The 22,350-nt window shown below is 67.0% G+C and carries 21 protein-coding genes; 11 read left to right on the top strand and 10 right to left on the bottom strand.

Annotated features, from left to right (window positions below; genetic code table 11):
- Positions 1-2: 2 nt before the first annotated feature.
- From ntrX to LOS8367_RS11095, 8 genes are all read left to right on the top strand, one after another.
- Positions 3-1,397 carry a nitrogen assimilation response regulator NtrX gene (gene ntrX, locus LOS8367_RS11060; RefSeq protein ID WP_085896581.1) on the top strand — a complete coding sequence of 465 codons (1,395 nt, stop codon included), beginning with the start codon at positions 3-5 and terminating at the stop codon, positions 1,395-1,397.
- Between the two features lie 80 nt (positions 1,398-1,477).
- The gene (gene trkA, locus LOS8367_RS11065) at positions 1,478-2,854 is read left to right on the top strand and encodes a Trk system potassium transporter TrkA (RefSeq protein WP_085896582.1); all 1,377 of its coding nucleotides are present in this window, start codon (positions 1,478-1,480) and stop codon (positions 2,852-2,854) included.
- Positions 2,855-2,859: 5 nt separating this feature from the next.
- Positions 2,860-4,380: a TrkH family potassium uptake protein gene (locus LOS8367_RS11070; protein WP_085896583.1), complete on the top strand. Its 1,521-nt coding sequence runs from the start codon at positions 2,860-2,862 to the stop codon at positions 4,378-4,380.
- A gap of 125 nt (positions 4,381-4,505) precedes the next feature.
- On the top strand, positions 4,506-4,739 hold the full coding sequence (gene hfq, locus LOS8367_RS11075) for an RNA chaperone Hfq (protein WP_017928544.1): 234 nt from the start codon (positions 4,506-4,508) through the stop codon (positions 4,737-4,739).
- A complete protein-coding gene (gene hflX / locus LOS8367_RS11080) occupies positions 4,736-6,019 on the top strand; it encodes a GTPase HflX (RefSeq protein WP_085896584.1) in 1,284 nt (427 codons plus the stop codon). The genes hfq and hflX overlap by 4 nt, the downstream gene beginning before the upstream one ends.
- 94 nt (positions 6,020-6,113) lie before the next feature.
- Positions 6,114-6,878, top strand: coding sequence for a fibronectin type III domain-containing protein (locus LOS8367_RS11085; RefSeq protein ID WP_085896585.1), 765 nt, complete (start codon positions 6,114-6,116; stop codon positions 6,876-6,878).
- A gap of 77 nt (positions 6,879-6,955) precedes the next feature.
- Positions 6,956-7,528 carry a helix-turn-helix transcriptional regulator gene (locus tag LOS8367_RS11090; protein WP_085896586.1) on the top strand — a complete coding sequence of 191 codons (573 nt, stop codon included), beginning with the start codon at positions 6,956-6,958 and terminating at the stop codon, positions 7,526-7,528.
- A 43-nt stretch (positions 7,529-7,571) separates the two neighbouring features.
- Entirely contained in the window at positions 7,572-7,931 is a 360-nt protein-coding gene (locus tag LOS8367_RS11095) for a VOC family protein (protein ID WP_085896587.1), read from the top strand.
- A 4-nt stretch (positions 7,932-7,935) separates the two neighbouring features.
- Here the strand turns inward: LOS8367_RS11095 and LOS8367_RS11100 are convergent, their stop codons facing one another.
- Entirely contained in the window at positions 7,936-8,271 is a 336-nt protein-coding gene (locus LOS8367_RS11100) for a DUF3140 domain-containing protein (protein WP_085896588.1), read from the bottom strand.
- Positions 8,272-8,327: 56 nt separating this feature from the next.
- Positions 8,328-10,793 (bottom strand): penicillin acylase family protein, encoded by a 2,466-nt coding sequence (locus tag LOS8367_RS11105; protein ID WP_085896589.1) that lies wholly within the window; start codon positions 10,791-10,793, stop codon positions 8,328-8,330.
- Positions 10,794-10,896: 103 nt separating this feature from the next.
- On the opposite strand from LOS8367_RS11105, the gene LOS8367_RS11110 reads away from it, so the two are divergent.
- From LOS8367_RS11110 to tsf, 3 genes are all read left to right on the top strand, one after another.
- Entirely contained in the window at positions 10,897-11,766 is an 870-nt protein-coding gene (locus tag LOS8367_RS11110; RefSeq protein WP_085896590.1) for an NAD(P)-dependent oxidoreductase, read from the top strand.
- A 162-nt stretch (positions 11,767-11,928) separates the two neighbouring features.
- Entirely contained in the window at positions 11,929-12,705 is a 777-nt protein-coding gene (gene rpsB, locus LOS8367_RS11115; protein WP_085896591.1) for a 30S ribosomal protein S2, read from the top strand.
- Between the two features lie 76 nt (positions 12,706-12,781).
- The gene (gene tsf, locus LOS8367_RS11120) at positions 12,782-13,657 is read left to right on the top strand and encodes a translation elongation factor Ts (protein WP_085896592.1); all 876 of its coding nucleotides are present in this window, start codon (positions 12,782-12,784) and stop codon (positions 13,655-13,657) included.
- A 355-nt stretch (positions 13,658-14,012) separates the two neighbouring features.
- Here the strand turns inward: tsf and LOS8367_RS11125 are convergent, their stop codons facing one another.
- The 8 genes from LOS8367_RS11125 to LOS8367_RS11160 form a co-directional block, all read right to left on the bottom strand.
- Positions 14,013-14,771 (bottom strand): helix-turn-helix transcriptional regulator, encoded by a 759-nt coding sequence (locus LOS8367_RS11125; RefSeq protein ID WP_165761450.1) that lies wholly within the window; start codon positions 14,769-14,771, stop codon positions 14,013-14,015.
- A 122-nt stretch (positions 14,772-14,893) separates the two neighbouring features.
- Positions 14,894-15,583, bottom strand: coding sequence for a phosphate regulon transcriptional regulator PhoB (gene phoB / locus LOS8367_RS11130; protein ID WP_085896594.1), 690 nt, complete (start codon positions 15,581-15,583; stop codon positions 14,894-14,896).
- 4 nt (positions 15,584-15,587) lie between these two features.
- Positions 15,588-16,301, bottom strand: a complete 714-nt coding sequence (gene phoU, locus LOS8367_RS11135) for a phosphate signaling complex protein PhoU (RefSeq protein ID WP_085896595.1) — start codon at positions 16,299-16,301, stop codon at positions 15,588-15,590.
- Positions 16,302-16,314: 13 nt separating this feature from the next.
- A complete protein-coding gene (gene pstB, locus LOS8367_RS11140) occupies positions 16,315-17,109 on the bottom strand; it encodes a phosphate ABC transporter ATP-binding protein PstB (RefSeq protein WP_085896596.1) in 795 nt (264 codons plus the stop codon).
- Between the two features lie 26 nt (positions 17,110-17,135).
- Positions 17,136-18,500: a phosphate ABC transporter permease PstA gene (gene pstA / locus LOS8367_RS11145; RefSeq protein ID WP_085896597.1), complete on the bottom strand. Its 1,365-nt coding sequence runs from the start codon at positions 18,498-18,500 to the stop codon at positions 17,136-17,138.
- Positions 18,497-19,960, bottom strand: coding sequence for a phosphate ABC transporter permease subunit PstC (gene pstC, locus LOS8367_RS11150; RefSeq protein ID WP_085896598.1), 1,464 nt, complete (start codon positions 19,958-19,960; stop codon positions 18,497-18,499). Before pstC ends, pstA begins: the two co-directional genes overlap by 4 nt.
- Before the next feature lie 126 nt (positions 19,961-20,086).
- A complete protein-coding gene (locus tag LOS8367_RS11155) occupies positions 20,087-21,130 on the bottom strand; it encodes a substrate-binding domain-containing protein (RefSeq protein ID WP_085896599.1) in 1,044 nt (347 codons plus the stop codon).
- 147 nt (positions 21,131-21,277) lie between these two features.
- Complete coding sequence (locus tag LOS8367_RS11160) at positions 21,278-22,345, bottom strand: ATP-binding protein (RefSeq protein WP_242665570.1); 1,068 nt, start codon at positions 22,343-22,345, stop codon at positions 21,278-21,280.
- Between the last annotated feature and the right edge of the window lie 5 nt (positions 22,346-22,350).

Consider the following 22,350-nt stretch of genomic DNA (forward strand, 5'->3'; position numbering starts at 1 on the left):
AGATGGGCGACATCCTGATTACCGACGACGAGCGCGACATCCGCGAACTGATCTCGGACATCCTGCGCGACGAGGGCTATTCCACCCGGCTCGCGGGCACCTCCGACGAATGCATGAGCGCGATCGAGGACGAAGTCCCGGCGCTGATGATCCTCGACATCTGGCTCAAGGACAGCCGAATGGACGGGATCGACATCCTCAAGGCGGTGAAGCGCGAACATCCCGGCGTGCCGATCGTCATCATTTCGGGCCATGGCAACATCGAGATCGCGGTGGCCGCGATCAAGCAGGGCGCATACGACTTCATCGAAAAGCCGTTCAACATCGACCAGCTGCTCGTGGTCATCAAGCGCGCGATGGAAACCTCGCGACTGCGGCGCGAGAACAGCGAACTGCGACGCGGCGATACCGCCCCCGCCGAGATGCTGGGCGACAGCGCCGCGTTCCGCTCGCTGCGCAGCCAACTCGACAAGGTGACCCGCTCGAACGGTCGGGTGATGCTGTCGGGCCACCCCGGCTCCGGCAAGGAGGTCGCCGCGCGCTACATCCATGCCAATTCGAACCGCGCCGACGCACCCTTCGTCACCGTCAACTCGATCACCATCGAGCCGAACCGGATGGAAGAGGTGCTGTTCGGCCGTGAAAGCCCCGAAAAGGGCATCGAGAAGGGCCTCCTCGAGCAGGCCAATGGCGGCGTGATCTATTTCGACGAGGTGGCGGACATGCCGCTCGGCACCCAGTCGAAGATCCTGCGGGTGCTGGTCGACCAGTCGTTCCACCGCGTCGGCGGCTCGGAGAAGGTGCAGGTCGATCTGCGGGTGATCTCCTCAACCAACCGCGATCTGCAGGCGGCGATCCAGGGCGGCTCGTTCCGTCAGGAGCTCTACCACCGCCTGAACGTCGTACCGATCCACGTCCCCGGTCTCGAGGAACGGCGCGAGGACATCCCGCTCCTGGCCGAGCACTTCATAGCCGAGCTGAACAGGAGCCAGGGCCTGCCGCTGCGTCCCTTGGGCGAGGATGCCCGCGCCTTGCTGCAGACCATGCTCTGGCCGGGCAATATCCGCCAGTTGAAGAACGTCATCGAACGCGTTCTGATCCTTGGAGATTCCTCCGGCGAGATCACCGCCAAGGAACTGCCGGGTCTCGAGGATCCGGGCGCCGAGGAAGGGCGCGTGGTGCTGTCGGGCGGGCTTGCGACCCTGCCGTTGCGCGAGGCGCGCGAGCTGTTCGAGCGGGAATACCTGCTGACCCAGATCAACCGCTTCGGCGGCAACATCTCCCGCACCGCGGCCTTCGTTGGCATGGAGCGCTCGGCGCTGCACCGCAAGCTCAAGAGCCTCGGCGTCGTCACCTCGTCCAAGGCGGGCGCGCGCGTGGCGCATGTCGAGGACTGATTGACCGCCCCTTCGGGCTCTGGCACTCCGTGGCGGCATGAGCGCCGCCACGGGCGCGCCCCAAAGGACCGGGAACGAAGATGAAGGTCATCATCTGCGGCGCCGGGCAGGTCGGCTGGCAGATCGCCCGACACCTGTCGGGCGAGCGCAACGACGTCACCGTCGTCGACAGCAATCCCGACTTGGTGCGCCGCGCCACCGACACGCTCGACGTGCAGGGCATCACCGGCTTCGCCAGCTATCCCGACGTGCTCGATCGCGCCGGGGCGCGCGACGCCGACATGATCATCGCCGCCACCCATAGCGACGAGGTCAACATGGTGACCTGCCAGGTGGCGCATTCGGTATTCTCGATTCAGCGCAAGATCGCGCGGCTCCGGGCGCAATCCTATCTCGACGCGATCTATTCCGATCTCTACCGGCGCGATCACATGCCGATCGACGTGGTGATCTCGCCCGAAAAGGAAGTGGCCGAGGCGGCGTTGCAGCGGCTCGCCGCGCCATCGGCTTTCGACGCGGAAAGCTTTCTTGACGGGCGCGCGCATCTTCTGGGCATCTCGATCGACGAGGATTGCCCGGTCATTAACACGCCGCTGCGGCAGCTCACCGACCTGTTCTCGACTTTGCGCGCCATCGTGGTGGGCATCCGCCGGCGCGGCCGTCTCTTCGCGCCGAGCCCCGAGGACCAGATCTTTCCGGGCGACGCGATCTACGTCTTCACCGACACCTCCGACATGGTCCGGACGCTGGAGATCTTCGGCAAGCGGCCCGCCAAGCAGGAGCGGATCGTGGTGATCGGCGGCGGCAATGTGGGCCTCGGCGTGGCGCGGGCGCTGGAAGGCCGCGCCGACCGGCTGCGCGTCAAGATGATCGAGCGCGACCGCCTTGCCGCCGAGCGCGCCGCCGACCAGCTCGACCGGACCATCGTGCTCAACGGCGACGGCCTCGACGCGGCGCTGCTCGAAGAGGCGCAGATCGGTACCGCCGACGCTGTGCTTGTGGTCACCGACGACGACAAGACCAATCTTTTGGCCTCGGTGCGCGCCAAGGCGCTTGGCTGCCCGCTCGCGATCTGTCTGGTCAACGATCCGACGCTGGTGCCGCTGATGCAGGCGATGGACATCGACGCCTACATCAACCCACGCGCCACGACGGTGAGCTCGATCCTGCGCCATATCCGCCACGGGCGGGTGCGCGGCGTCTATTCGATCGGCGACGCCGAGGCCGAGCTGATCGAGGCGCAGGTCTTGGGCACCTCGCCGATCGCGGGCCAGCGTATCCGCGACATCGCCTTCCCGGAGGGCGTGCTGGTCGGCGGCGTGGTCAAGGACGGGCGGATGATGAAGATCCACGGCGCGCTTCGGATCGAGGAGGGCGACATGGTCGCGCTCTTCGCCATGGCCTCGGACGTGCCGGAGGTCGAACGGCTGCTCCAGGTCTCGATCGATTTCTTCTGAGCCGCATGGAGCACCGTCTCACCCGCATCCCGTTCTTCGTGCTGCTGATGGCGATCGGTTCGGCGGCGATGATGCTGCCGGCGATCCACGCTTTGGTGCGCGAGGAATGGCTCACGTCGCGCACCTTTCTCTACGGCGCGATACTCGGGCTGATGCTGTCGCTGCTGATCGGCCTCGCCACCGCGAATTACCGGCCCGCCAGCGTGCCGCGCAGCCAGCTCTCGGCGCTGGTCGCGGCCTTCACGGTGCTGCCGGTCATGTTCGCGATCCCGTTCCACGAGGCGCTGGGGACGACCTCTTTCCTCAACGCGTGGTTCGAGATGGTGTCGAGCTTCACCACCACCGGCGCCTCGGTCTACGACAACGTGGTGCGGCTCAATGACAGCCTGCATCTGTGGCGCGCCACGGTGGGCTGGCTCGGCGGGCTGCTGATCTGGGTGACGGCGGTGTCGATCCTGGCGCCGATGAACCTCGGTGGCTTCGAGGTACGCAGCCCCTCGATCATCGGCGAGGGCGGCGCGCGGCTGAGCCAGATCACCCGCATCGCCGACCCCTCCGAGCGGCTGGTGCGCTACGCCACGCGGCTACTGCCGATCTATGCCGGGCTCACGGGGCTGCTCTGGCTTGGCCTCGTGGCGGCGGGCGACCGACCCTTCGTGGCTTTCTGCCACGCGATGTCGACCCTCGCCACCAGCGGCATCAGCCCGGTGGGCGGGCTGCGCTACGCGAATTCCGGGCTGCTGGGCGAGATGCTGATCGTGCTCTTCTCGGTCTTCGCGCTGTCGCGGCTTACCTTCGCGCGCAACCTCTTCGGCGATCAGGGCGGTCGGCTGATGCGCGATCCCGAGCTGCGCATGGGCCTTGCGCTGGTGCTGATCGTGCCGGGGCTGCTGTTCATGCGGCATTTTTTCGGTGCGGTCGAGGACCGGGTCGAGGCGGACCTGCCGCAGGCCTTCTCGGCGCTGTGGGGCGCGTTGTTCACCGTCTCGTCCTTTCTCACCACCACCGGCTTCGAGAGCCGCTACTGGCTCGGTGCCGCCGACTGGTCCGGCCTCGAGACGCCGGGGCTGATCCTCGTCGGGCTTGCGCTGATCGGCGGCGGCGTGGCGACCACGGCGGGCGGGGTGAAGCTGCTGCGCGTCTATGCGCTGTGGATGCACGGCAAGCGCGAGCTGGAGCGGCTGGTGCATCCGCACTCGATCGGCGGCGACGGCGTCGAGGCGCGGCGGATCCGTCGCGAGGGCGCCTTCATCTCGTGGATCTTCTTCATGCTTTTCGCGCTGTCGGTGACGGCAGTGATGCTGGCGCTGTCGCTCACGGGCGTGCAGTTCGAGGTGGCGATGACGCTGACCGTGGCAGCGCTCTCGACCACCGGGCCGCTGGCCGAGATCGGCGCGCAATACCCGATCTCCTATGCCGGCATTCCCGACATGGCCAAGACGATCCTCGCCGCGGCGATGGTGCTGGGCCGGCTCGAAACGCTGGCGATCATCGCGCTTTTGAACCCCTCCAGCTGGCGCAGTTGAGACACGCGCCTCCGCCCTGCGCCTTTGCACCTATTTCCGGGCTGGAAACTCCACCTGCGGCGCGACATACTCCTTTCCAACGAGGGAAAAGGCCGGTACGCGGCCGCAAGAACAAAGGGACCGTGATGGCCGGTGACAAGCAGAACCTTCAGGACGCCTTCCTGAACCATGTGCGCAAGATCAAGGTGCCGGTGACGATCTTCCTGATCAACGGCGTGAAGCTGCAGGGCGTCATCACCTGGTTCGACAATTTCTGCGTGCTGCTGCGCCGCGATGGTCAATCCCAGCTCGTCTACAAGAGCGCGATCTCGACCATCATGCCGTCACAGCCCGTGAACCTCTATGACGGTGAAGATTGACCGACTATTACATCCCCGAGGCCCCGGACACCCGAGCATGGGTGATCCACCCCGAGATCAAGAACGACAACGACCGGCGTGAGCCCGTGGCCGCGCTGGCCGAGGCCGTGGCGTTGGCCGATGCGCTGCCCGGCCTCGACGTGCTGGGCTCCGAGATCGTGCGCCTGCCAAAGCGCCATCCCGGCATGCTGTTCGGCACCGGCAAGATCGAGGAGCTGAAGCAGCGCCTGCAGGCCAACGAGGTCGAACTGGTGCTCATCGACGGCCATGTCGGCCCGGTGCAGCAGCGCAATCTCGAGAAAGAGTGGAAGGTCAAGATCCTTGATCGGACCGGGCTCATTCTCGAGATCTTCGGCGACCGCGCTGCGACCCGCGAGGGCGTATTGCAGGTCGAGATGGCGGCGCTGTCCTACCAGCGAACGCGGTTGGTCCGCGCCTGGACCCACCTCGAGCGGCAGCGCGGCGGGCTTGGCTTCGTCGGCGGCCCCGGCGAGACGCAGATCGAGGCGGACCGCCGCGCCATCGACGAACAGCTGGTGCGGCTCAAGCGCCAGCTCGACAAGGTGGTCAAAACCCGGGCGCTGCACCGCGCCTCGCGCGCCAAGGTGCCGTTCCCGATCGTGGCGCTGGTGGGCTACACCAATGCCGGGAAATCGACGCTGTTCAACCGGTTGACCGGGGCCGAGGTCATGGCCAAGGACATGCTCTTCGCGACGCTCGACCCGACGATGCGGCGCGTGGTGCTGCCCACCGGCGACGAGGTGATCCTATCGGACACGGTGGGCTTCATTTCGGACCTGCCGACCGAGCTGGTCGCGGCGTTCCGCGCCACGCTGGAAGAGGTGCTCGACGCCGATCTGGTGCTGCATGTGCGCGACATCGGCCATGCGCAGACGGTGGAGCAGGCGCGCGAGGTCGAGAGCATCCTGTCGAGCCTCGGCTTGCCCGACGACACCCCGAAGATCGAGGTCTGGAACAAGATCGACACGCTGGCGCCGGATGCCCACGAGGCGGCGCTGGAGCGGGCGGCGCGGACCAAGAACGTCTCGGCCGTCTCGGCCATCACCGGCGAGGGCATGGATGCGCTCCTGACCGAGGTCTCCGAGGCGCTCGGCGGCGTGAAGCATGTCGAGGCGCTGGTCGTGCCCTTCGCCGCGGGCCGCAAGCGGGCCTGGCTGTTCGAGCAGGGCCTCGTCGAGGAGGACACGCCGACCGAAGAGGGCCACAGGATGCAGGTTCGCTGGTCGGCCGCGCAGAAAGCCCGCTTCGAACGGCTCTGATGCCCTGACAGATGCGATGGCCGCGCCCTGTCGGATGGGCGCGGCCATTCGCCCGGCGCAGACTTTCCCCGTGTTCAAGACAGGGAGAGACGCCATGAGACCCCACATCCTGATCCCCGCTCTCGTCATTGCCGCCTCGCCGGCCTTGGCGCAGGAGCCCTGCGGCGAGATGCCCGCCGAGACCGGCCAGATCGCGGCAGCGCGGCTGATCATCGAGTACAATCATACCGACGGCGATATCGGCGTGCATGGCTACGGCGATGACGACGGCTGGAGCGAGCTGTGCGTCTTCGACCCCTCGGGCGCGCTGGTCCTGCACATCGACCCGCAGGCGCAGCTTGGCGAGCTGGGCCTCGGCTCATTCTTTTTCGAAAGCCGAGAGCCACCCGAAGAGGTCTGGGACTATGCGGCACTGAAGGCCGCCTTTCCCGAGGGCGATTACGCGGTGCGTGCCAAGCTCTTCGACGGCACCGGGCGGGAGGGCGTTGCGCGCTTCACCACGCTAGTCCCGCAGCCACCCGTCATCACCGCGCCCGAGTTGGTCGAGGACGAGGAAGACGACGCACCGCGAGTGGCCGTCGCCGATCTTGAAGTAACCTGGGAGCCGGTAACGGCCTCGCTCGACGACCGGACGCCCGAGATCACCGGTTACGAGCTGATCGTCACCGACGAGGAGTACGAGGACCCGGACGGGTTCTCGAAGCCAGAGCTCGACGTGCATCTGGGGCCGGGGACCACCGGCTTTACTGTGCCAGCGGCCTTCCTGCGCCCCGGCAGGCTCTACGAGGTCGAGGTTCTGGCGCTGGAAGCCTCCGGCAACCAGACCATTGCCTTGGGCTTCTTCGCCACCGACAACTGAGATCACGGGTGCCACGGAACGAAAACCGTGGCATCCTTCCGTTGTCTGGGAGGGCGCCACTGTCCGGGAGGACGGCCATGTCCCGCATCGTCATATACGCCACCGCTGCCGCCGGCCTATTCGGCCTGCTGGTGGTGCTCGAGGTCGTGCAGGCCGATGAGCCGTTCACCTGGGGCACCTTCGCGGTCGATCTGTTCGAAACCGCGCTTCTCGCCGGAGCCGTCGTCTTCACGGCCTTCGGCTCGCAGGCCAGCCGAGAGATGCGGCGCGAAAGGGCGCGTCTTCTGGGCGATCTCGACCGTGCCCGGCGCGAGGGCGAGCAATGGCGGCAGGCCAGCCGGGCGCATGTCGACGGGCTGAGCCGCGCGATCGCGGCGCAGTTCGCGGAGTGGGGCCTGACCGGGACCGAGAGCGAGATCGCGCTGCTGATGCTCAAGGGGCTCAGCCACAAGGAGATCGCCACGCTGCGCGATTGTTCGAGCGCCACGGTGCGCCAGCACGCTACCGCCGTCTACCGCAAGTCCGGGCTGACCAGCCGGTCGCAGCTCACCGGTTTCTTTCTCGAGGATCTGCTGGCGCCGCTGCAGGCGCGGGGCGGGTTGCATGTCGTCACGTCGTCGCCCGCACAGGGGGATGACGCCTCGTCCTGATAGCGCTATCAGAGTGCGGCATGACAATCACGGGACGCCGCAGATGATCCTCGACCTCCACCATATCCAGCTTGCCATGCCCGAAGGTGGCGAGGATGCGGCGCGCGAGTTCTATGGTAGCGTGCTGGGCCTCGCGGAGGTGGCCAAGCCCGAGATGCTGGCCGGCCGGGGCGGGGTCTGGTTCGAGGGGCGCAGCTTGCGGCTGCATCTGGGTGTCGAGACGCCCTTCGCGCCTGCGCGCAAGGCGCATCCTGCCTTTCGCGTCGCCGATCTCGCGGCCATGCGCTATCACCTCGACGCGCATGACATCGCGGTTCGCACCGATACCGAGCTGCCGGGGCTCAGACGGTTCTACGTGTCGGACCCGTTCGGCAACCGCATCGAGATCTGCGAGACGGTCTGAGGCGTCACTTCAGCGGGTCGTGGCCCCAATTCATCAGCGAATAGCGCCACTTGGAATGCTCCATGTCGTCCTTGGGGCCGCCCTGTGCCTTGTGACGCTTGATGTAGCCCACGACCTTGGCCATGTGGTCCCACTGATCCTCCGAGAGATCGGCCTTGTTGGTGCGCTTGATCACGACGATGCGCTTGCCCGATTTGTGGCCGGTGCTCTCGCCATCGCCGCCGGTATCGCCGACCGACCTGCTCTCCTCGGTATCGAGGAAATCCTCGATCTCCTTGGGAGCCATGTTCACCAGATCCCGGAATTCGTCCCAGACCTGCTCATGCGACTTGCCGCTCATGCGATCCTCCGTGTCGGTTCGGAGGGGCAACCGGTGCGCGGCGCGGCGGTTCCGCGTCAGGGCCGGGCGGGCAGGAGCTGGGTGATGCCCACCGCCGCACCGCGTGCGAGGCTGGGGTCGAGCGACATCGGGATGTATTCACCGCGCCGCCACAGCTCGCCCAGATCGTCGTAATGGCGCGACAGCGGGTGGCCCGACTGGCCGGTGGATATGATGAAGACCGAGCTGTCGGGGTCGGCAAAGTCGTAGACGCCGCGATAGCCCGCCGCATGGACGTTGTGGAACGGGTTCGGGGCATGCCCGTCGGTCAGGCCGCGCCTCAGCGTGTTGTCGCCGCCCGAGGTGCTCTGACGGATATTGACGAACCAGTTGATGAACGGGGCTTGGCCCAGCACCGGGTGATCCTGCCGCGCCTCGTGCGCGTCGCCCCAGCGCAGCGCGTCGAGATTGGCGCCATGAGTCTCGGTGATCCAGATCAGCGCGTCGTCGAGCGCCATCCGCGCGATGTCGGCGCAGCTTTCCTCGGCCGCCGACTGGCGGATGTCGCACCAGGCGCTGGCGCCGTCGATATCGCGGAACACTCGGTCGATGAAGAGCGGACGGACATGGGTATAGGCGTTGGCGAGGGGGCCGAGATCGTCGCGGATCAGCCGCTCCTGCAAGGCCCGCATCCAGGCGGCGTAGATCAGCGGCTCGGGCAGGTGCTCGTTCATCTCGCCGTTCCATTCGCCCAGCAGTTCGAGCGCGCGCTGACGGCGCCGGGCCGGCGTGCCCTCGGGGGCCGGTTCGCCGGTGAACCACAGATCCGCGCCGACGATCGGTAGCAGCGCCCGGGCGGTGGGGCTCACCGTATCAAGCTGCGCCTCGATGAAGCTGTCGCGGGTATGCACCTCGCGCGACTGCATCAACCCGCGCCAGCGAGCGATCCGCTGGGTGTCGCCCCAATGGTAGGAGACATGCTCGGGAAAGGCTCGGTCGACGGTCTTGTTGTTGGTGTTGCCGACGAGACCGCCGACCGGCTCGGTGGACTCTGGCAGGTCGACATAGGGCAGCCAGCCCTGCCAGCGGTTCTCGGCCATGTAGCCCAGCGTCGGAAGCCGGCCCTTGCTCTGGTGATCGGGGTCGCGCAGCGGCACCGCGCCCACGGTCTTGAACGCGACGCGGTTGCGGTCGGCGAGGATCAGGTTCTGGTTCGGCGCCACCTGTAGCCGACCGGCGCGGATGCCTTCCTCGATCGAGCGGGCCTGCATCAGCCTCAGCCCGGCGGTCATCGAGGTGTCGTTGTCCGACAGTCCCGACCAGGCCAGCGTCATCACGTGGCCGCGCGGGCGGATCGTGTCGAGCGCGAACTGCTCAGGCGGCAGGACCGGCCCGTTGGCGGTGCGTTGCAGCCGCAGCGTGACGGCGGCGGCATCCCTGATCTCGACGATGCTGTCGCGCGCCTCGAACCGGGCCCAGCCATCCTCCGTGCGGTATTCGCCCGCATTCTGCGGGTTCACCTCCTCGGCATAGAGGTCGAGATCGTCGGCGAAGGAGGCAGTGATACCCCAGCCGAGATCGTTGCTGCGGCCCGCCAGCACCAGCGGGATGCCGGGGATCGTCGCGCCGATGACGCCGCCCGAGCGCAGTTCCAGCCGCGCCAGGTACCAGATCGAGGGCGCGGTGAGCAGCCGGTGCGGGTCATTGGCCAGAAGCGTCGCGCCGGTGGCCGAGCGCGAGGGTCCGGCGGCCCAGGCGTTCGAGGCACCCGACAGCGCCGCGGGCAGGCTCGCGGCGAGCGGGTCGAACGGCGCCTCGGCGGCGGCGTGACGCTCGGGGATCGCGGGCATCAGATCGGCGTAGCGGGGCAGGGCGGTCAGCCCCGGCCCGGGCACATCGGGCAGGATGTCGCGCAGCCGCTCTTCCTCGAGCAGCAGCGAGCTGCGCGCGCGCAACACCTCGGCCTGCAGGTGGTCGCTCTGCTGCCAGGCCATCAGCTTGAGGATCGCGATGCTGTCGGCCGGCTGCCACGGCGCCAGCGGCTGGTTGAACAGCCACATCTCGGGCGCGCCGCGGCCCCGCGCCCCGGCATTGACTTCGCCGACCCAGGCGTTAACGCCCGCCGCATAGGCTTCGAGCGCCGAACGCGTCTGGCCGTCCTGATCCTCGACCGAGGCGGTGGCGGCGCGGTAGAGGTCGAGCCGCCGCATCAGGATATCGCTCTCGGCGGTGCGGCGGCCGAACAGCTCGGACAGGCGTCCCTGCACGGTGCGGCGCAGCAGCGTCATTTGCCACAGCCGGTCCTGCGCATGGGCGTATCCGAGCCCGAAGAACACGTCGCGATCCGCGTCGCCGAAGATGTGCGGCACGTTGGCGTGATCGCGCACGATCTCCACGGGCGCGGAAATCCCCGCGACACGGGCGCGGGCGTCGTAGTCGGGCAGGGAGCGGGCGAAGAACCAGTAGACCAGCACCGTCGCGGCAAGGCCGAGGAGGATCACGCCGACGGTCAGGCGCAGGAGCCAGCGAAACAGAGTGGCCATCGATCCTCCGGGGGGCAGTCGCCCGTGCTTGACGGGCCGGTTGGGCATGGTGAGTATCGCGCCTCGGGGGCGAACGAAAGCCCCGGGAGGCAGGGAGAGCATCATGGCGAAGCTGACGTTTCTGGGACTGGGCGTGATGGGATACCCCATGGCGGGACATCTGGCGAAGGCCGGGCACAAGGTGACGGTCTACAATCGGACTACCGCCAAGGCCGAGGCCTGGGCCCGCGAGCATGGCGGCCAGCACGCCGCGACACCGCGCGAGGCCGCCCAGGGCGCCGAGATCGTCTTTGCCTGCGTGGGCAATGACGACGATCTGCGGTCGGTCTGCGCGGGCGATGACGGCGCCTTCGCGGGGATGGAGGCGGGCGCGCTCTTCGTCGATCACACCACGGTCAGCGCCGCCGTGACGCGCGAGTTGGCCGCCGCCGCCGATGCGAAGGGCGTCGGTTTCGTCGATGCGCCGGTTTCGGGCGGGCAGGCCGGGGCCGAGAATGGCCAGCTTTCGGTGATGTGCGGCGGCGCGCAGGATCATTTCGACCGGGCCGAACCGGTGATCGATGCCTATGCGAAGATCTGCCGCCGATTGGGCGAAAGCGGCGCCGGGCAGCTTGCCAAGATGGCCAACCAGATCGCCATCGCCGGGCTGGTACAGGGCCTGTCGGAATCGCTGGCCTTCGCCGAGAAGGCCGGGCTCGACGGTCGCGCGCTCGTGGAGGTGATCAGTCAGGGCGCCGCCGGAAGCTGGCAGATGGTCAATCGTCACTCCACCATGCTCGACGATCATTTCGAGCACGGCTTCGCGGTGGACTGGATGCGCAAGGATCTGGGCATCTGTCTCGACGCGGCCGACGAGCTGTCGGTCAGCTTGCCGGTGACGGCGCTGGTCGACCAATTCTACAAGGAGGTGCAGCAGATGGGCGGCGGCCGCTGGGATACCTCCTCGCTGATCAAGCGGCTCCGAAAGCCGTGACCTGACCGGTCTTGCTTTTCCGGAGCGGTGGCGCTAAGGGCAGCGCACGATCAATCCCGCAGGCGGGGGCGGGCCTATCGGGGGGAGAAATCCCCCGAGGTCCACCGGTTGGGGCAGCCGCCCTGATCCCCCGTCGAGGCAAAACCGGAAAGGTATAGAGACATGGCTCTTCCCGAGTTCTCCATGCGCCAGCTGCTCGAGGCCGGCGTCCACTTCGGCCACCAGACCGCCCGTTGGAACCCGCGGATGTCCGAGTACATCTACGGCGCCCGCAACGGCATCCACATCATGGACCTGACCCAGACCGTCCCGATGCTGGACAAGGCTCTGCAGGTCATCCGTGACACCGTCGCCAAGGGCGGCCGCGTGCTGTTCGTCGGCACCAAGCGCCAGGCTGCCCAGCCGATCGCCGACGCCGCCGAGAAGTCGGCCCAGTTCTACATGAACCACCGCTGGCTCGGTGGCACGCTGACCAACTGGCAGACCGTGTCGCAGTCGATCAACCGTCTGCGCGCCATCGACGAAGCCGCCGAGCAGGGCTTTGCCGGCCTGACCAAGAAAGAGCGTCTTGGTATGGAGCGCGAGCAGATCAAGCTGCAGGCCTCGCTCGGCGGTATCCGCGAGATGGGCGGCGTGCCTGACCTGCTGTTCGTGATCGACGTCAACAAGGAAGACCTGGCGATCCTCGAGGCCAAGAAGCTCGGCATCCCGGTCGTCGCCGTCGTCGACACCAACTGCTCGCCCGAGGGCGTGGACTACGTGATCCCGGGCAACGACGACGCCGCCCGCGCGATCGCGCTCTACTGTGACCTCGCCGCCCGCGCCGCGCTCGACGGCATGAGCGCGCAGCTCGGCGCCGCCGGCGTCGACATGGGGGCGATGGAGCAGTTCACCGAAGAGCAGCTCGCCGCCGACGCCGAAGCCGCCACCGCCGAATAAGGCGCACCGTCACATCACGGTTGCCGGGCGCGGATATGCCGCGCCCGGAATCCATTCAAATTCTAGGAGAGACGCGATGGCGATCACCGCGAGCATGGTCAAGGAACTGCGCGAGAGCACCGGCGCAGGCATGATGGACGCCAAGAAGGCGCTGACCGAAACCGACGGCGACATGGAAGCCGCGGTCGACTGGCTGCGCACCAAGGGCCTGGCCAAGGCCGCCAAGAAATCCGGCCGCACCGCCGCCGAGGGTCTCGTGGCCGTCGCCGTCGAGGGTGGCCGTGGCGTCGCGATCGAGCTGAACTCGGAAACCGACTTCGTCGCCAAGAACGCCGACTTCCAGAACCTCGTCTCGAAGATCGCGCAGGCCGGCGTCAAGGCGTCGAGCCTCGAGGAGCTGAAGACCACCGAGGTCGACGGCAAGCCGGTCGACACGCTGATCACCGACGCGATCGCCAAGATCGGCGAGAACATGACCCTTCGCCGGATGGCCGCGATCGAGGGCGAGAAGGTCGTGACCTACGTCCACAACGCCGCCGCTGCCGACATGGGCACCATCGGCGTGCTGGTTGCGCTTTCGGGTGGTGACGAGGCCTTCGGCCGTCAGGTCGCGATGCACATCGCCGCCGCCAACCCCGCCGCGCTCGGCGAGGCCGATCTCGACCCCGCGATCGTCGAGAAGGAAAAGCAGGTCCAGATGGACATCGCCCGCGAAAGCGGCAAGCCCGAGCAGGTCATCGAGAAGATGATCGAAGGCCGCATGAAGAAGTTCATGGCCGAGTCGACCCTGCTTGGTCAGGCGTTCGTCGTGAACCCCGACCTGACCGTCGAAGCCGCCGCGAAAGAGGCCGGCGCCACGATCACCGGTTTCGTGCGTCTCGCCGTGGGCGAAGGCATCGAGAAGGTGGAAGAGGATTTCGCCGCCGAAGTGGCCAAGGTCGCCAAGGGCTGATCCGGCTCCACAATGTCGACAATGACGCCGTCCGCAATTTGCGGGCGGCGTTCTTCGTTCTGCCGTCCAAGCCGTGCGATTGTGAAAAGCCGTGCGATTCTGAAATCGACCGTGATCGCAAAGGGCAGGGGTCGCTACAAAAGAGTGCCGCGCCCGGCGGCGGTGACGGACGCGGCGATCTCATACTGGATACCGACCTGCTGCTGTCGGTTTGATACATGCGCCAGATCAAACACTTCCCAGGGCTGCATCACTTGGCCAAACCGGCCTTCACTCGTCAACATAATGACCATCTCATGGCGCGGGCCGCGTTGGAAGTCTGGTATTCCTGACCCACACAAGTACGAAAACGAACTCAACTGAAAATCTGGTTAAAGAGTGACGCCTTCAACACAGCCTGCGCCGTCGTGGCAACTTCCAGGGTCTCGCGGGCCAGCTTGAGATGCTTGTCGATGGTGGCCGGTGTGAGATCCAGCTCTTCCGCCATGTGATGCGTGGTATGCCCGCAGGCCACGAGTTCGAGCACCTGTCTCTGACGAGCGGTCAGCTTGTAGGGCCCGAAGGGCAGCGACAGGAAGCGCAGGTGAAACACGTGGAGTTGCGCCTCGATCTCGGCGGCGCGCTCGTACCACATTCGGTCGATGCGCTGCTGGTCGAGGCTTGGCTTTGCTGTAAGCCAGAGCACGCCCTTGGTGCGTCGCGGCAGCGGCGGAAAACTTATGGTGACCCCGGAGCACACCCTATAGGCACGATCCAGTTCCCGCAGACGGAATTCGGCGGTCGGATCTCCAGACGGCAGTTCATCGGACCGGCTCCACGGAAGAGCGCCGCTTTCGGTGAAAGCCCAGTCGGCGATCCGCGTCCCGCGCAGCATGCCGCCGCCGCCGAAGAGGCGGCGCGCATAGCCTTCGTCATGTGTATGGAGAACGACCCAACTGGTAGGATCGGCGGGGCCGGAATCAAATAGGTGGGTGATCGCATAGGTGAGACGATCGAAGCCGTAATCCTTCATTCTTACGCAAAGCAGATGCCAAAGCTCTTCGCTTTCGCCGCATTGCGCGACGCGCGACACAAACCTCAAGGCAGGTTGCGGGATTTCCGACAGGTGGGACATGTCCAAACCTATCATTCGAAATCTCGAACCGGCAACGATCCAGTAAATTACATAATCTTCATTATGAGTTAATCGTTATGGGACGTGGGAAGCCATGATATGCGGCTTCCCTTTCGATCCGATCATCCCAGCGCGTAACCCGCGCCGCGCACCGTGCGCAGCGGGTCATCTCCGCCATGGGCGCAGAGCACCTTGCGCAGCCGGCCGATATGCACGTCGACAGTCCGGGTGTCGACATAGACGTCCCGGCCCCAGACCCGGTCCAGAAGCTGTTCGCGGCTCCAGACCCGCCCCGGCTTTTCCATGAAGGTCGCGAGCAGCCGGAACTCGGTCGGACCCAGCTTCAGGAGATGGCCGTCGCGATGCACCCGGTGCGTTTCGGCGTCGAGCGTGATGTCCTCGTAGCTCAGCGTCTCGCCCACGCCCGCCGGTCGCGACCGGCGCAGCTGGCCCTTCACCCGCGCCATCAGCTCGGTCACCGAATACGGCTTCACGACATAATCATCGGCGCCTGTTTCGAGCCCGCGCACCCGGTCGACCTCCTCGGAGCGCGCCGAGAGCATGATGATCGGCACGTCGCGGGTTTCGGGCCGCGACTTGATGCGCCGGCAAATCTCGATACCGGTGACGCCGGGCAGCATCCAATCGAGCACGATCAGGTCCGGAACCTCCTCGGACACCATCAAGAGCGCCGCATCGCCATCCTCGGCCTCGGAGATACGAAACCCTTCGGATTCAAGGTTGTAGCTCAGAACCGCGCGCTGCGACGGCTCGTCCTCGACGATCAGGACATGGGGCTGCACCTGGCGCATTCTCTCACTCCGGGCTCGCCACGTAGGAGGTGTTGTCGCCCTTCGGACGATCCTCGTCGGGCATCTGACCGGTGATGAGATAGATCACCTGCTCGGCCATGTTGGTCACCAGGTCGCCCATCCGCTCGATGTTCTTTGCGATGAAATGCAGGTGCATGCAGGCGGTGATCGCGCGCGGGTCTTCCATCATGTGGGTCAGGAATTCGCGGAACAGCGCGTTGTACATCTGGTCCACGTCTTGGTCGCGCAGCAGCACCTCATGCGCCAGCGCCGCGTCGCGGTTGACGAAGGCGTCGAGCGTGTCCTTGAGCATGTTCTGCACTTCGCGGGCCATCCGCTTGAGCGCAGCGTCGGAGCCCTCGATCGGGCTCAGCTCGGCCAGCACGCTCGTGCGCTTGGCCATGTTCTTGGCATAGTCGCCGATCCGCTCGAGGCTGGCGGCAAGCCGCAGCACCGAAAGGATCACCCGCAGATCGCGGCTAACCGGGGCACGGATCGCGATGACACGGGCGGCTTCCTCGTTGAGCTGCTCCTCGAGCGCGTCGATCGCCTTGTCGCCACGCCGGACCCGCTCGGCGTTCTCGATGTCGCGGTCGGCGAGACTCTGGGCGCCGTCGATGATCGCCGCCTCGACGAGGCCGCCCATCTTCAGGATCAGCGCCTGGATCGATTCGAGATCGCGGTCGAAGGCCGAGGCGATGTGCTGCTTTTCCTGCATGGTCCTAGCTCCCTTACCCGATCCGGCCCGAGATGTAGCTCTCGGTGCGGCTGTCCTCGGGGTTGGTGAAAATCTTGCCGGTCTCGCCGTATTCGACGAGGTTGCCCAGATGGAAGAAGGCGGTGCGCTGGCTCACCCGCGCGGCCTGCTGCATCGAGTGTGTGACGATCACCACCGAGAAGTTCTGGCGAAGCTCGTCAATCAGCTCCTCGACCTGCGCGGTGGCGATCGGGTCGAGGGCCGAGCACGGCTCGTCCATCAGCAGGATCTCGGGCTCGGTCGCCACGGCGCGGGCGATGCAGAGCCGCTGCTGCTGGCCGCCCGACAATCCAGTGCCGGGCGCGTGCAGCCGGTCCTTGACCTCGTCCCAGATCGCACCGCGGCGCAGCGCCTTCTCGACGATCTCGTCGAGCTCGGTCTTGTTCTTCGCGAGCCCGTGGATCTTGGGGCCGTAGGCTACGTTGTCGTAGATCGACTTGGGAAACGGGTTCGGCTTCTGGAACACCATGCCGACCTTGGCGCGCAGCTGCACCGGGTCGACGCGGCTGTCGTAGATGTCAGCCTCGTCGATCTTGATCTCGCCGGTCACCACGGCGCCGGGGATGGTGTCGTTCATCCGGTTCAGGCAGCGCAGAAAGGTCGACTTGCCGCAGCCCGACGGCCCGATGAAGGCAGTGACTGTGCGGTCGGCGATGTCCACGTCGACGCCCTTGATGGCGTGGGTGGTGCCGTAATGCACGTTCACGTCGCGCGCGGTGATCTTGGTTTCGTTCAACACGGTGTTGTCCATGGTTCGCATGTCGTTCATGTCCGGGCCCCCTGCCCTTTGAGCGCTCACCAGCGCCGCTCGAAGCGGCGGCGCAGGAGCACCGCGATGAGATTCATGGCCAGCAGGAACACCAGCAGCACGATGATGCCGCCCCAGGCGCGCTCGTAGAAGGCCGGATCGGCCCGCTTGGCCCATTCGTAGATCTGCGCCGGCATCGCCGAGTTGGGCGCGAGAAAGCCCTCGGCCACGCCGTCGGGATAGTTGGTCGCGATGTAGCCCACCATGCCGATCAGCAAGAGCGGCGCGGTTTCGCCCAAGGCCTGCGCGAGGCCGAGGATGGTGCCGGTCAGGATGCCCGGCATCGCCAACGGCAGCACGTGATGCGTCACCGCCTGCATCTTCGACGCGCCAACGCCGAGAGCAGCGTTGCGGATCGACGGTGGCACGGATTTGAGCGAGGCGCGGGTCGAGATGATGATCGTGGGCAGCGTCATCAGCGTCAGCACCAGACCACCGACCAGCGGCGCCGATTGCGGCAGATGCATGAACTGGATGAAGACCGCGAGGCCGAGGATACCGAAGACGATCGACGGCACGGCGGCAAGGTTCGAGATGTTGACTTCGATGATGTCGGTGAGCCGGTTCTGCGGCGCGAATTCCTCGAGATAGATCGAGGCCGCGACGCCAATCGGCAGCGACAGGATCAGCACCACCAGCATCATGAACAGCGAGCCCAGCATCGCGACGCCGATGCCCGCCTGCTCGGGGCGCGAGTCTGAGGCGTCGGCCCCGGTGATGAAATCCCAGTTGAAGCGCTTTTCGACCAGCCCCGCGTCGCGCCAGGCGTCGATCAGGTCGAGATGCTCGGCGTCGAGGTTCTTGTCCCGCGCGAGGCTGGCGCGGCTGACGCGACCCTTGAGATAGCCGTCGACGCGGCTCGAGGCGAGCAGTTCGACCGAGACGGTCTGGCCGATCAGTTCCGGGTTGGCGAGCACCCGGTCGCGCAGCTGCGCGGCCGCCGAGGAGGACAGGATCTTGGTCAGCGCCTTGGGTTCAAGCTCGGTCTCGACCCCGGTCTTCTCGACCAGATCCACCAGCCCCGCCTCGATCAGAGGCGCATAGCCGAAAGTCGAGACCTTGGCGATCTTGGCCGGGTCGCGGTCGCCGTCCTTGTCGAGCTTTTCCTCAAGCAACGGCACGTCGAGCTGCACGTAGCTCTGGGTGAAGGCGGTCAGCCCGTTCGACAGGATCGCCCAGAGAAGCGCCACGAGGAACGCCATGCCGACGCCGAGTGCTGCGATGCCGTAGGCCTTGAACCGGCGCTCGGCGCGGTTGCGGCGCTTGGTGCGCGCATCCGTGACGAGCAGCGAGTCGCCCTTGGGCGCGGGAGGTTCGACCGGGGTCGCGCCGGATTGCGGGATATCGGTCATTCGTATTGCTCCCTGTAGCGGCGCACGATCCACAGCGCGACGACGTTCAGCGCCAGCGTGATCACGAAGAGGGTCATGCCGAGGGCGAAGGCGACCAGCGCCTCGGGCGAGGAGAAATCGGCGTCGCCGGTGAGCTGGCTCACGATCTTGGCGGTCACCGTGGTCATGGCGTCGAACGGGTTCATCGACAGCCGGGCCGCGGCCCCTGCCCCGAGCACGACGATCATCGTCTCGCCGATGGCGCGGGAGGCTGCCAGCAGCACCGCGCCGACGATGCCCGGCAGCGCCGCGGGCAGCACCACCTGGCGGATCGTCTCGGAGCGGGTCGCGCCGAGGCCGAGGCTGCCGTCACGCAGGCTCTGCGGCACGGCGTTGATGATGTCGTCCGAGAGCGAGGAGACGAAGGGAATGAGCATGATGCCCATCACCAGACCGGCGGTCATCACCGCAGTGCCGCCCTGCATCCAGCCCAGACCCAGATAACCGCCGCGCCCGAAGGCTTCGACCAGCAGCGGGCCGACGGTCAGCAAAGCGAACAGGCCGTAGACGATGGTCGGGATGCCGGCCAGCATCTCCAGCATCGGCTTGGCCCAGGACCGCACGTTGCGATGCGCGTATTCGGCGAGGTAGATGGCCGCGAAGAGGCCGATCGGCACCGCGACCAGCAACGCGATGATCGAGATGTAGAGCGTGCCCCACAGCAGCGGCAGGATGCCCAGCTCGGAGCCGCCGCCGAAGCTCGGACTCCAGGTCGTGCCGAAGAAGAACTCGGCCGCCGGGTAGAGGCGGAAGAACTCGATCGTGTTGAAGATCAGCGCCAGCACGATGCCGACCGTGGTCAGGATCGCGAGCAGCGCGGCCGAGACCAGCACGCCGCGCATCGCCTGTTCGACCGCGTTGCGGGCACGGAAATCGGGCTTGGCCCGGGACACGCCCCAGGCCGCCCCCGCCAAGGCGAGGCCGATCACGACGATGCCGCGCAGCAGGTCGCCGGTGCCCGACAGGCGGCGCCAGCGCAGCGCCGCGTCGCGGGTGGCCGGCGTCACCTCGGAGCCGAGCGCCACACCTTGGGCGGCCATGGCGGCGCGCAGTTCCTCGGGCGGCAGGGCGCGCGCCTCTTCGGCGGTCAGGCGCCCGGTCGCGACCGCCGCGTCGAGCCCGGAGGCGAGACGCTGCACATCGGCCATCATCAGCGAGGGCACGGCGTTCTCGCCCGCCTCGGCGGCGAGCACCGGCCAAGTCAGGCTGCGGGTGGCGATGGGTTGGGCCACGAGCCAGATGGCAAGCAGCAGCAGCGCGGGACCGGCGGCATAGATCGCCGCGGTCCAGCCATAGTAATTCGGAAGGGAGTGGAGCCTGCGCGCCTCGCGGCGTGCCGCCGCCTGCGCCCTTGCGCGGGCCAGCACGAAGCCGGCGGCAGCGATGGCCAGGACGATCAGGGCGATCCAGGACGGGGTCATGGCAGGGCCTTCAATTGTCGAGGCCCGAGGCGGGGTCGCGTCGGGCCGGGCGGTGTCTGTCTGTCTTGCACCCGGAGGCGCCGGTGGGGGCGGCGCTGGCGCCGCCCCTTTCCGATAACGGCTGGGTTACATCGCGTCCATGGTGGTGCCGTTGGCGACGGCCTCTTGCGTCGCGGCAAGCTCGGGATCGGCGACGAGACCGTAGGCCGAGAGCGGGCCGTCAGGGCCGGCGATCTCGTCGGCGACGAAGAACTCGGCGAACTCCTGCAGGCCGGGGATCACGCCCAGATGCGCCTTCTTGATGTAGAAGTAGAGCGGGCGCGACACCGGGTATTCACCGCTGGCGATGGTCTCGGTCGAGGGCTCGACGCCGGACATGGTCGCGACCTGCAGGCTGTCGGTGTTGTTCTCGTAGAAGGACAGGCCGAACACGCCGATGCCCTGCGGATTGGCCTCGATGCGGGCCAGGGTCTCGGTGTAGTCGCCGTCGATGTCCACGGAGACGCCGTCGGTGCGGGTCTCCATGCAGGCCGCCTCGGCCGCATCCTCGTCGCCGCCGTTGATCTCGAGGATCTGCTCATAGGCGCCGGTTTCTTCGCAGCCCGCGAGCAGGACCTTCTCCTCGAACACCTCACGGGTGCCGTGCTTGGTGCCCGGGATGAAGGCCAGGATCTCCTGGTCCGGCAGCTCGGAATTCACGTCGGCCCAGGAGGCGTTCGGGTTGGCGACCATGGCGCCGTCCTGCGGGATCTCGGCGGCCAGCGCCTGATACCAGTCGGCCGGGGTGAAGGCGAAGGTTTCGCCGTCGATGTCGGAGGCGAAGACGATGCCGTCATAGCCGATCCGCACCTCGATGATCTCGTTTACGCCGTTGGCGGCGCAGCTCTCGACCTCGCCCTCGCGGATCGCGCGCGACGCATTGGCGATGTCGATGGTGTTCTCGCCCACGCCCTCGCAGAACCGCGCGAGACCGGCCGAGGAGCCGCCCGATTCCACCACCGGGGTCGGGAAGTCGAAGTTCTCGCCAAAGGCCTCGGCCACGATCGAGGCATAGGGCAGCACGGTCGACGACCCGGCGATCTGAACGTTGTCGCGGCTCTGGGCCGTGGCGAAGCCGGCGGTGGCGGCGATAAGGGCCGCGCTCGAGGCGGTCAGCTTGACGAGAGACATGGATCGCTCCTGTTGTTCATTCCCCCGGAGCCCCTACCGGCGCTCCGTTGCGGCCGACTTAGGCCTTCGGGAACTCGGTTCTGTGACAGTTGTGTAAAACTTTCATGACACCCGGCGATCTAGCTCGGATGACCATGCGGCAAGGGGTCAGGACGCCGGAAGGATCACGGAGAAGCTGCTGCCCTGCCCCGGCGCGCTTTCGATCCTGAGCCTGCCGCGATGACGATTCACGATATGCTTGACGATGGCGAGGCCCAGACCGGTGCCGCCGACCGCGCGCGAACGGTGCGAGTCGACGCGGTAGAAGCGCTCGGTCAGACGCGGGATATGATGGGGGGCGATGCCCTCGCCCTGGTCGGTGACGCTCAGCCGCACGCCGGCCCCGCGCAGCTCCCGGTGTTGCGCCGGCGCGCCTAAGGATAGCGTCACGTCGCGATCGGCGCCGCCATACTTGATGGCGTTGCCGACGAGGTTGCTCAGCACCTGTCTGAGCTGTTCCTCGTCGCCCGGTACGGAGACCGGCGCCTCGGGCAATTCCAGACGGATGCGCACGCGGTCGCGCGCCGCGACCGGCTCCAGAAGCGCCGCCACCTGCGCGACCAGCGCCGAGAGATCGACGGTTCCGGTGGGACGCTGTCGCTCTTCTTGCTCGACCCGGCCGAGCGACAGCAGGTCGGCCACCAGTTGCGACATGCGCCCGGCCTCGCGCTCCATGATCGACAAAAATCGCTCGCGCGCCGCCGGGTCGTCGCGCGCGGCCCCCCGCAGCGTCTCGATGAAGCCCGACAGCGCGGTGATCGGCGTGCGCAGCTCGTGGCTGACATTGGCGACGAAGTCGCGGCGCATCGCCTCGGCCGCTTCGACGGCGGTGATATCCTCGAAGCTCAGCACCGCGCCGCGCCCGTGCGGCAGCGCCACCGCCCCCGCCGTCACGGTCCAGCTGGTGTCGCGGCTGCCCTCGCGCCCCAGATAGCGCGCCTGCCCCGTCACGCCGTCGCGCAGGCAGGCCTCGACCGCGTCGAGCACGGCGGGCTGGCGCAGCGCGGTGATGTAGTGCCGACCGACTTGGGCGGCGCCGAAGAGCCGCAGCGCGGGCGGGTTCGCCGCAGCGATCCGCTCGCTCGGATCGATGAGCAGCACGGGGATCGGCAGGGCGCCTGCAAAAGATTCGAGCAAGGAGGTGTTCATATCGCGGTCGTAGCGCGCGATCGCCATTCGGC

It is taken from the genome of Limimaricola soesokkakensis (assembly GCF_900172345.1).
In the GTDB taxonomy this organism is placed as follows: Bacteria; Pseudomonadota; Alphaproteobacteria; order Rhodobacterales; family Rhodobacteraceae; genus Limimaricola; species Limimaricola soesokkakensis.

Excerpts from the sequence above, each read along its gene's own strand:
- rpsB (WP_085896591.1), top strand. The coding sequence starts at position 11,929 with ATGGCTCTTCCCGAGTTCTCCATGCGCCAGCTGCTCGAGGCCGGCGTC.
- LOS8367_RS11110 (WP_085896590.1), top strand. The coding sequence starts at position 10,897 with ATGGCGAAGCTGACGTTTCTGGGACTGGGCGTGATGGGATACCCCATG.
- phoU (WP_085896595.1), bottom strand. The coding sequence starts at position 16,301 with ATGCAGGAAAAGCAGCACATCGCCTCGGCCTTCGACCGCGATCTCGAA.
- LOS8367_RS11085 (WP_085896585.1), top strand. The coding sequence starts at position 6,114 with ATGAGACCCCACATCCTGATCCCCGCTCTCGTCATTGCCGCCTCGCCG.
- LOS8367_RS11155 (WP_085896599.1), bottom strand. The coding sequence starts at position 21,130 with ATGTCTCTCGTCAAGCTGACCGCCTCGAGCGCGGCCCTTATCGCCGCC.
- pstB (WP_085896596.1), bottom strand. The coding sequence starts at position 17,109 with ATGAACGACATGCGAACCATGGACAACACCGTGTTGAACGAAACCAAG.
- LOS8367_RS11160 (WP_242665570.1), bottom strand. The coding sequence starts at position 22,345 with ATGGCGATCGCGCGCTACGACCGCGATATGAACACCTCCTTGCTCGAA.
- hfq (WP_017928544.1), top strand. The coding sequence starts at position 4,506 with ATGGCCGGTGACAAGCAGAACCTTCAGGACGCCTTCCTGAACCATGTG.
- trkA (WP_085896582.1), top strand. The coding sequence starts at position 1,478 with ATGAAGGTCATCATCTGCGGCGCCGGGCAGGTCGGCTGGCAGATCGCC.
- ntrX (WP_085896581.1), top strand. The coding sequence starts at position 3 with ATGGGCGACATCCTGATTACCGACGACGAGCGCGACATCCGCGAACTG.
- tsf (WP_085896592.1), top strand. The coding sequence starts at position 12,782 with ATGGCGATCACCGCGAGCATGGTCAAGGAACTGCGCGAGAGCACCGGC.
- LOS8367_RS11070 (WP_085896583.1), top strand. The coding sequence starts at position 2,860 with ATGGAGCACCGTCTCACCCGCATCCCGTTCTTCGTGCTGCTGATGGCG.
- LOS8367_RS11095 (WP_085896587.1), top strand. The coding sequence starts at position 7,572 with ATGATCCTCGACCTCCACCATATCCAGCTTGCCATGCCCGAAGGTGGC.
- pstC (WP_085896598.1), bottom strand. The coding sequence starts at position 19,960 with ATGACCCCGTCCTGGATCGCCCTGATCGTCCTGGCCATCGCTGCCGCC.
- LOS8367_RS11090 (WP_085896586.1), top strand. The coding sequence starts at position 6,956 with ATGTCCCGCATCGTCATATACGCCACCGCTGCCGCCGGCCTATTCGGC.
- LOS8367_RS11100 (WP_085896588.1), bottom strand. The coding sequence starts at position 8,271 with ATGAGCGGCAAGTCGCATGAGCAGGTCTGGGACGAATTCCGGGATCTG.
- LOS8367_RS11105 (WP_085896589.1), bottom strand. The coding sequence starts at position 10,793 with ATGGCCACTCTGTTTCGCTGGCTCCTGCGCCTGACCGTCGGCGTGATC.
- phoB (WP_085896594.1), bottom strand. The coding sequence starts at position 15,583 with ATGCGCCAGGTGCAGCCCCATGTCCTGATCGTCGAGGACGAGCCGTCG.
- pstA (WP_085896597.1), bottom strand. The coding sequence starts at position 18,500 with ATGACCGATATCCCGCAATCCGGCGCGACCCCGGTCGAACCTCCCGCG.
- LOS8367_RS11125 (WP_165761450.1), bottom strand. The coding sequence starts at position 14,771 with ATGTCCCACCTGTCGGAAATCCCGCAACCTGCCTTGAGGTTTGTGTCG.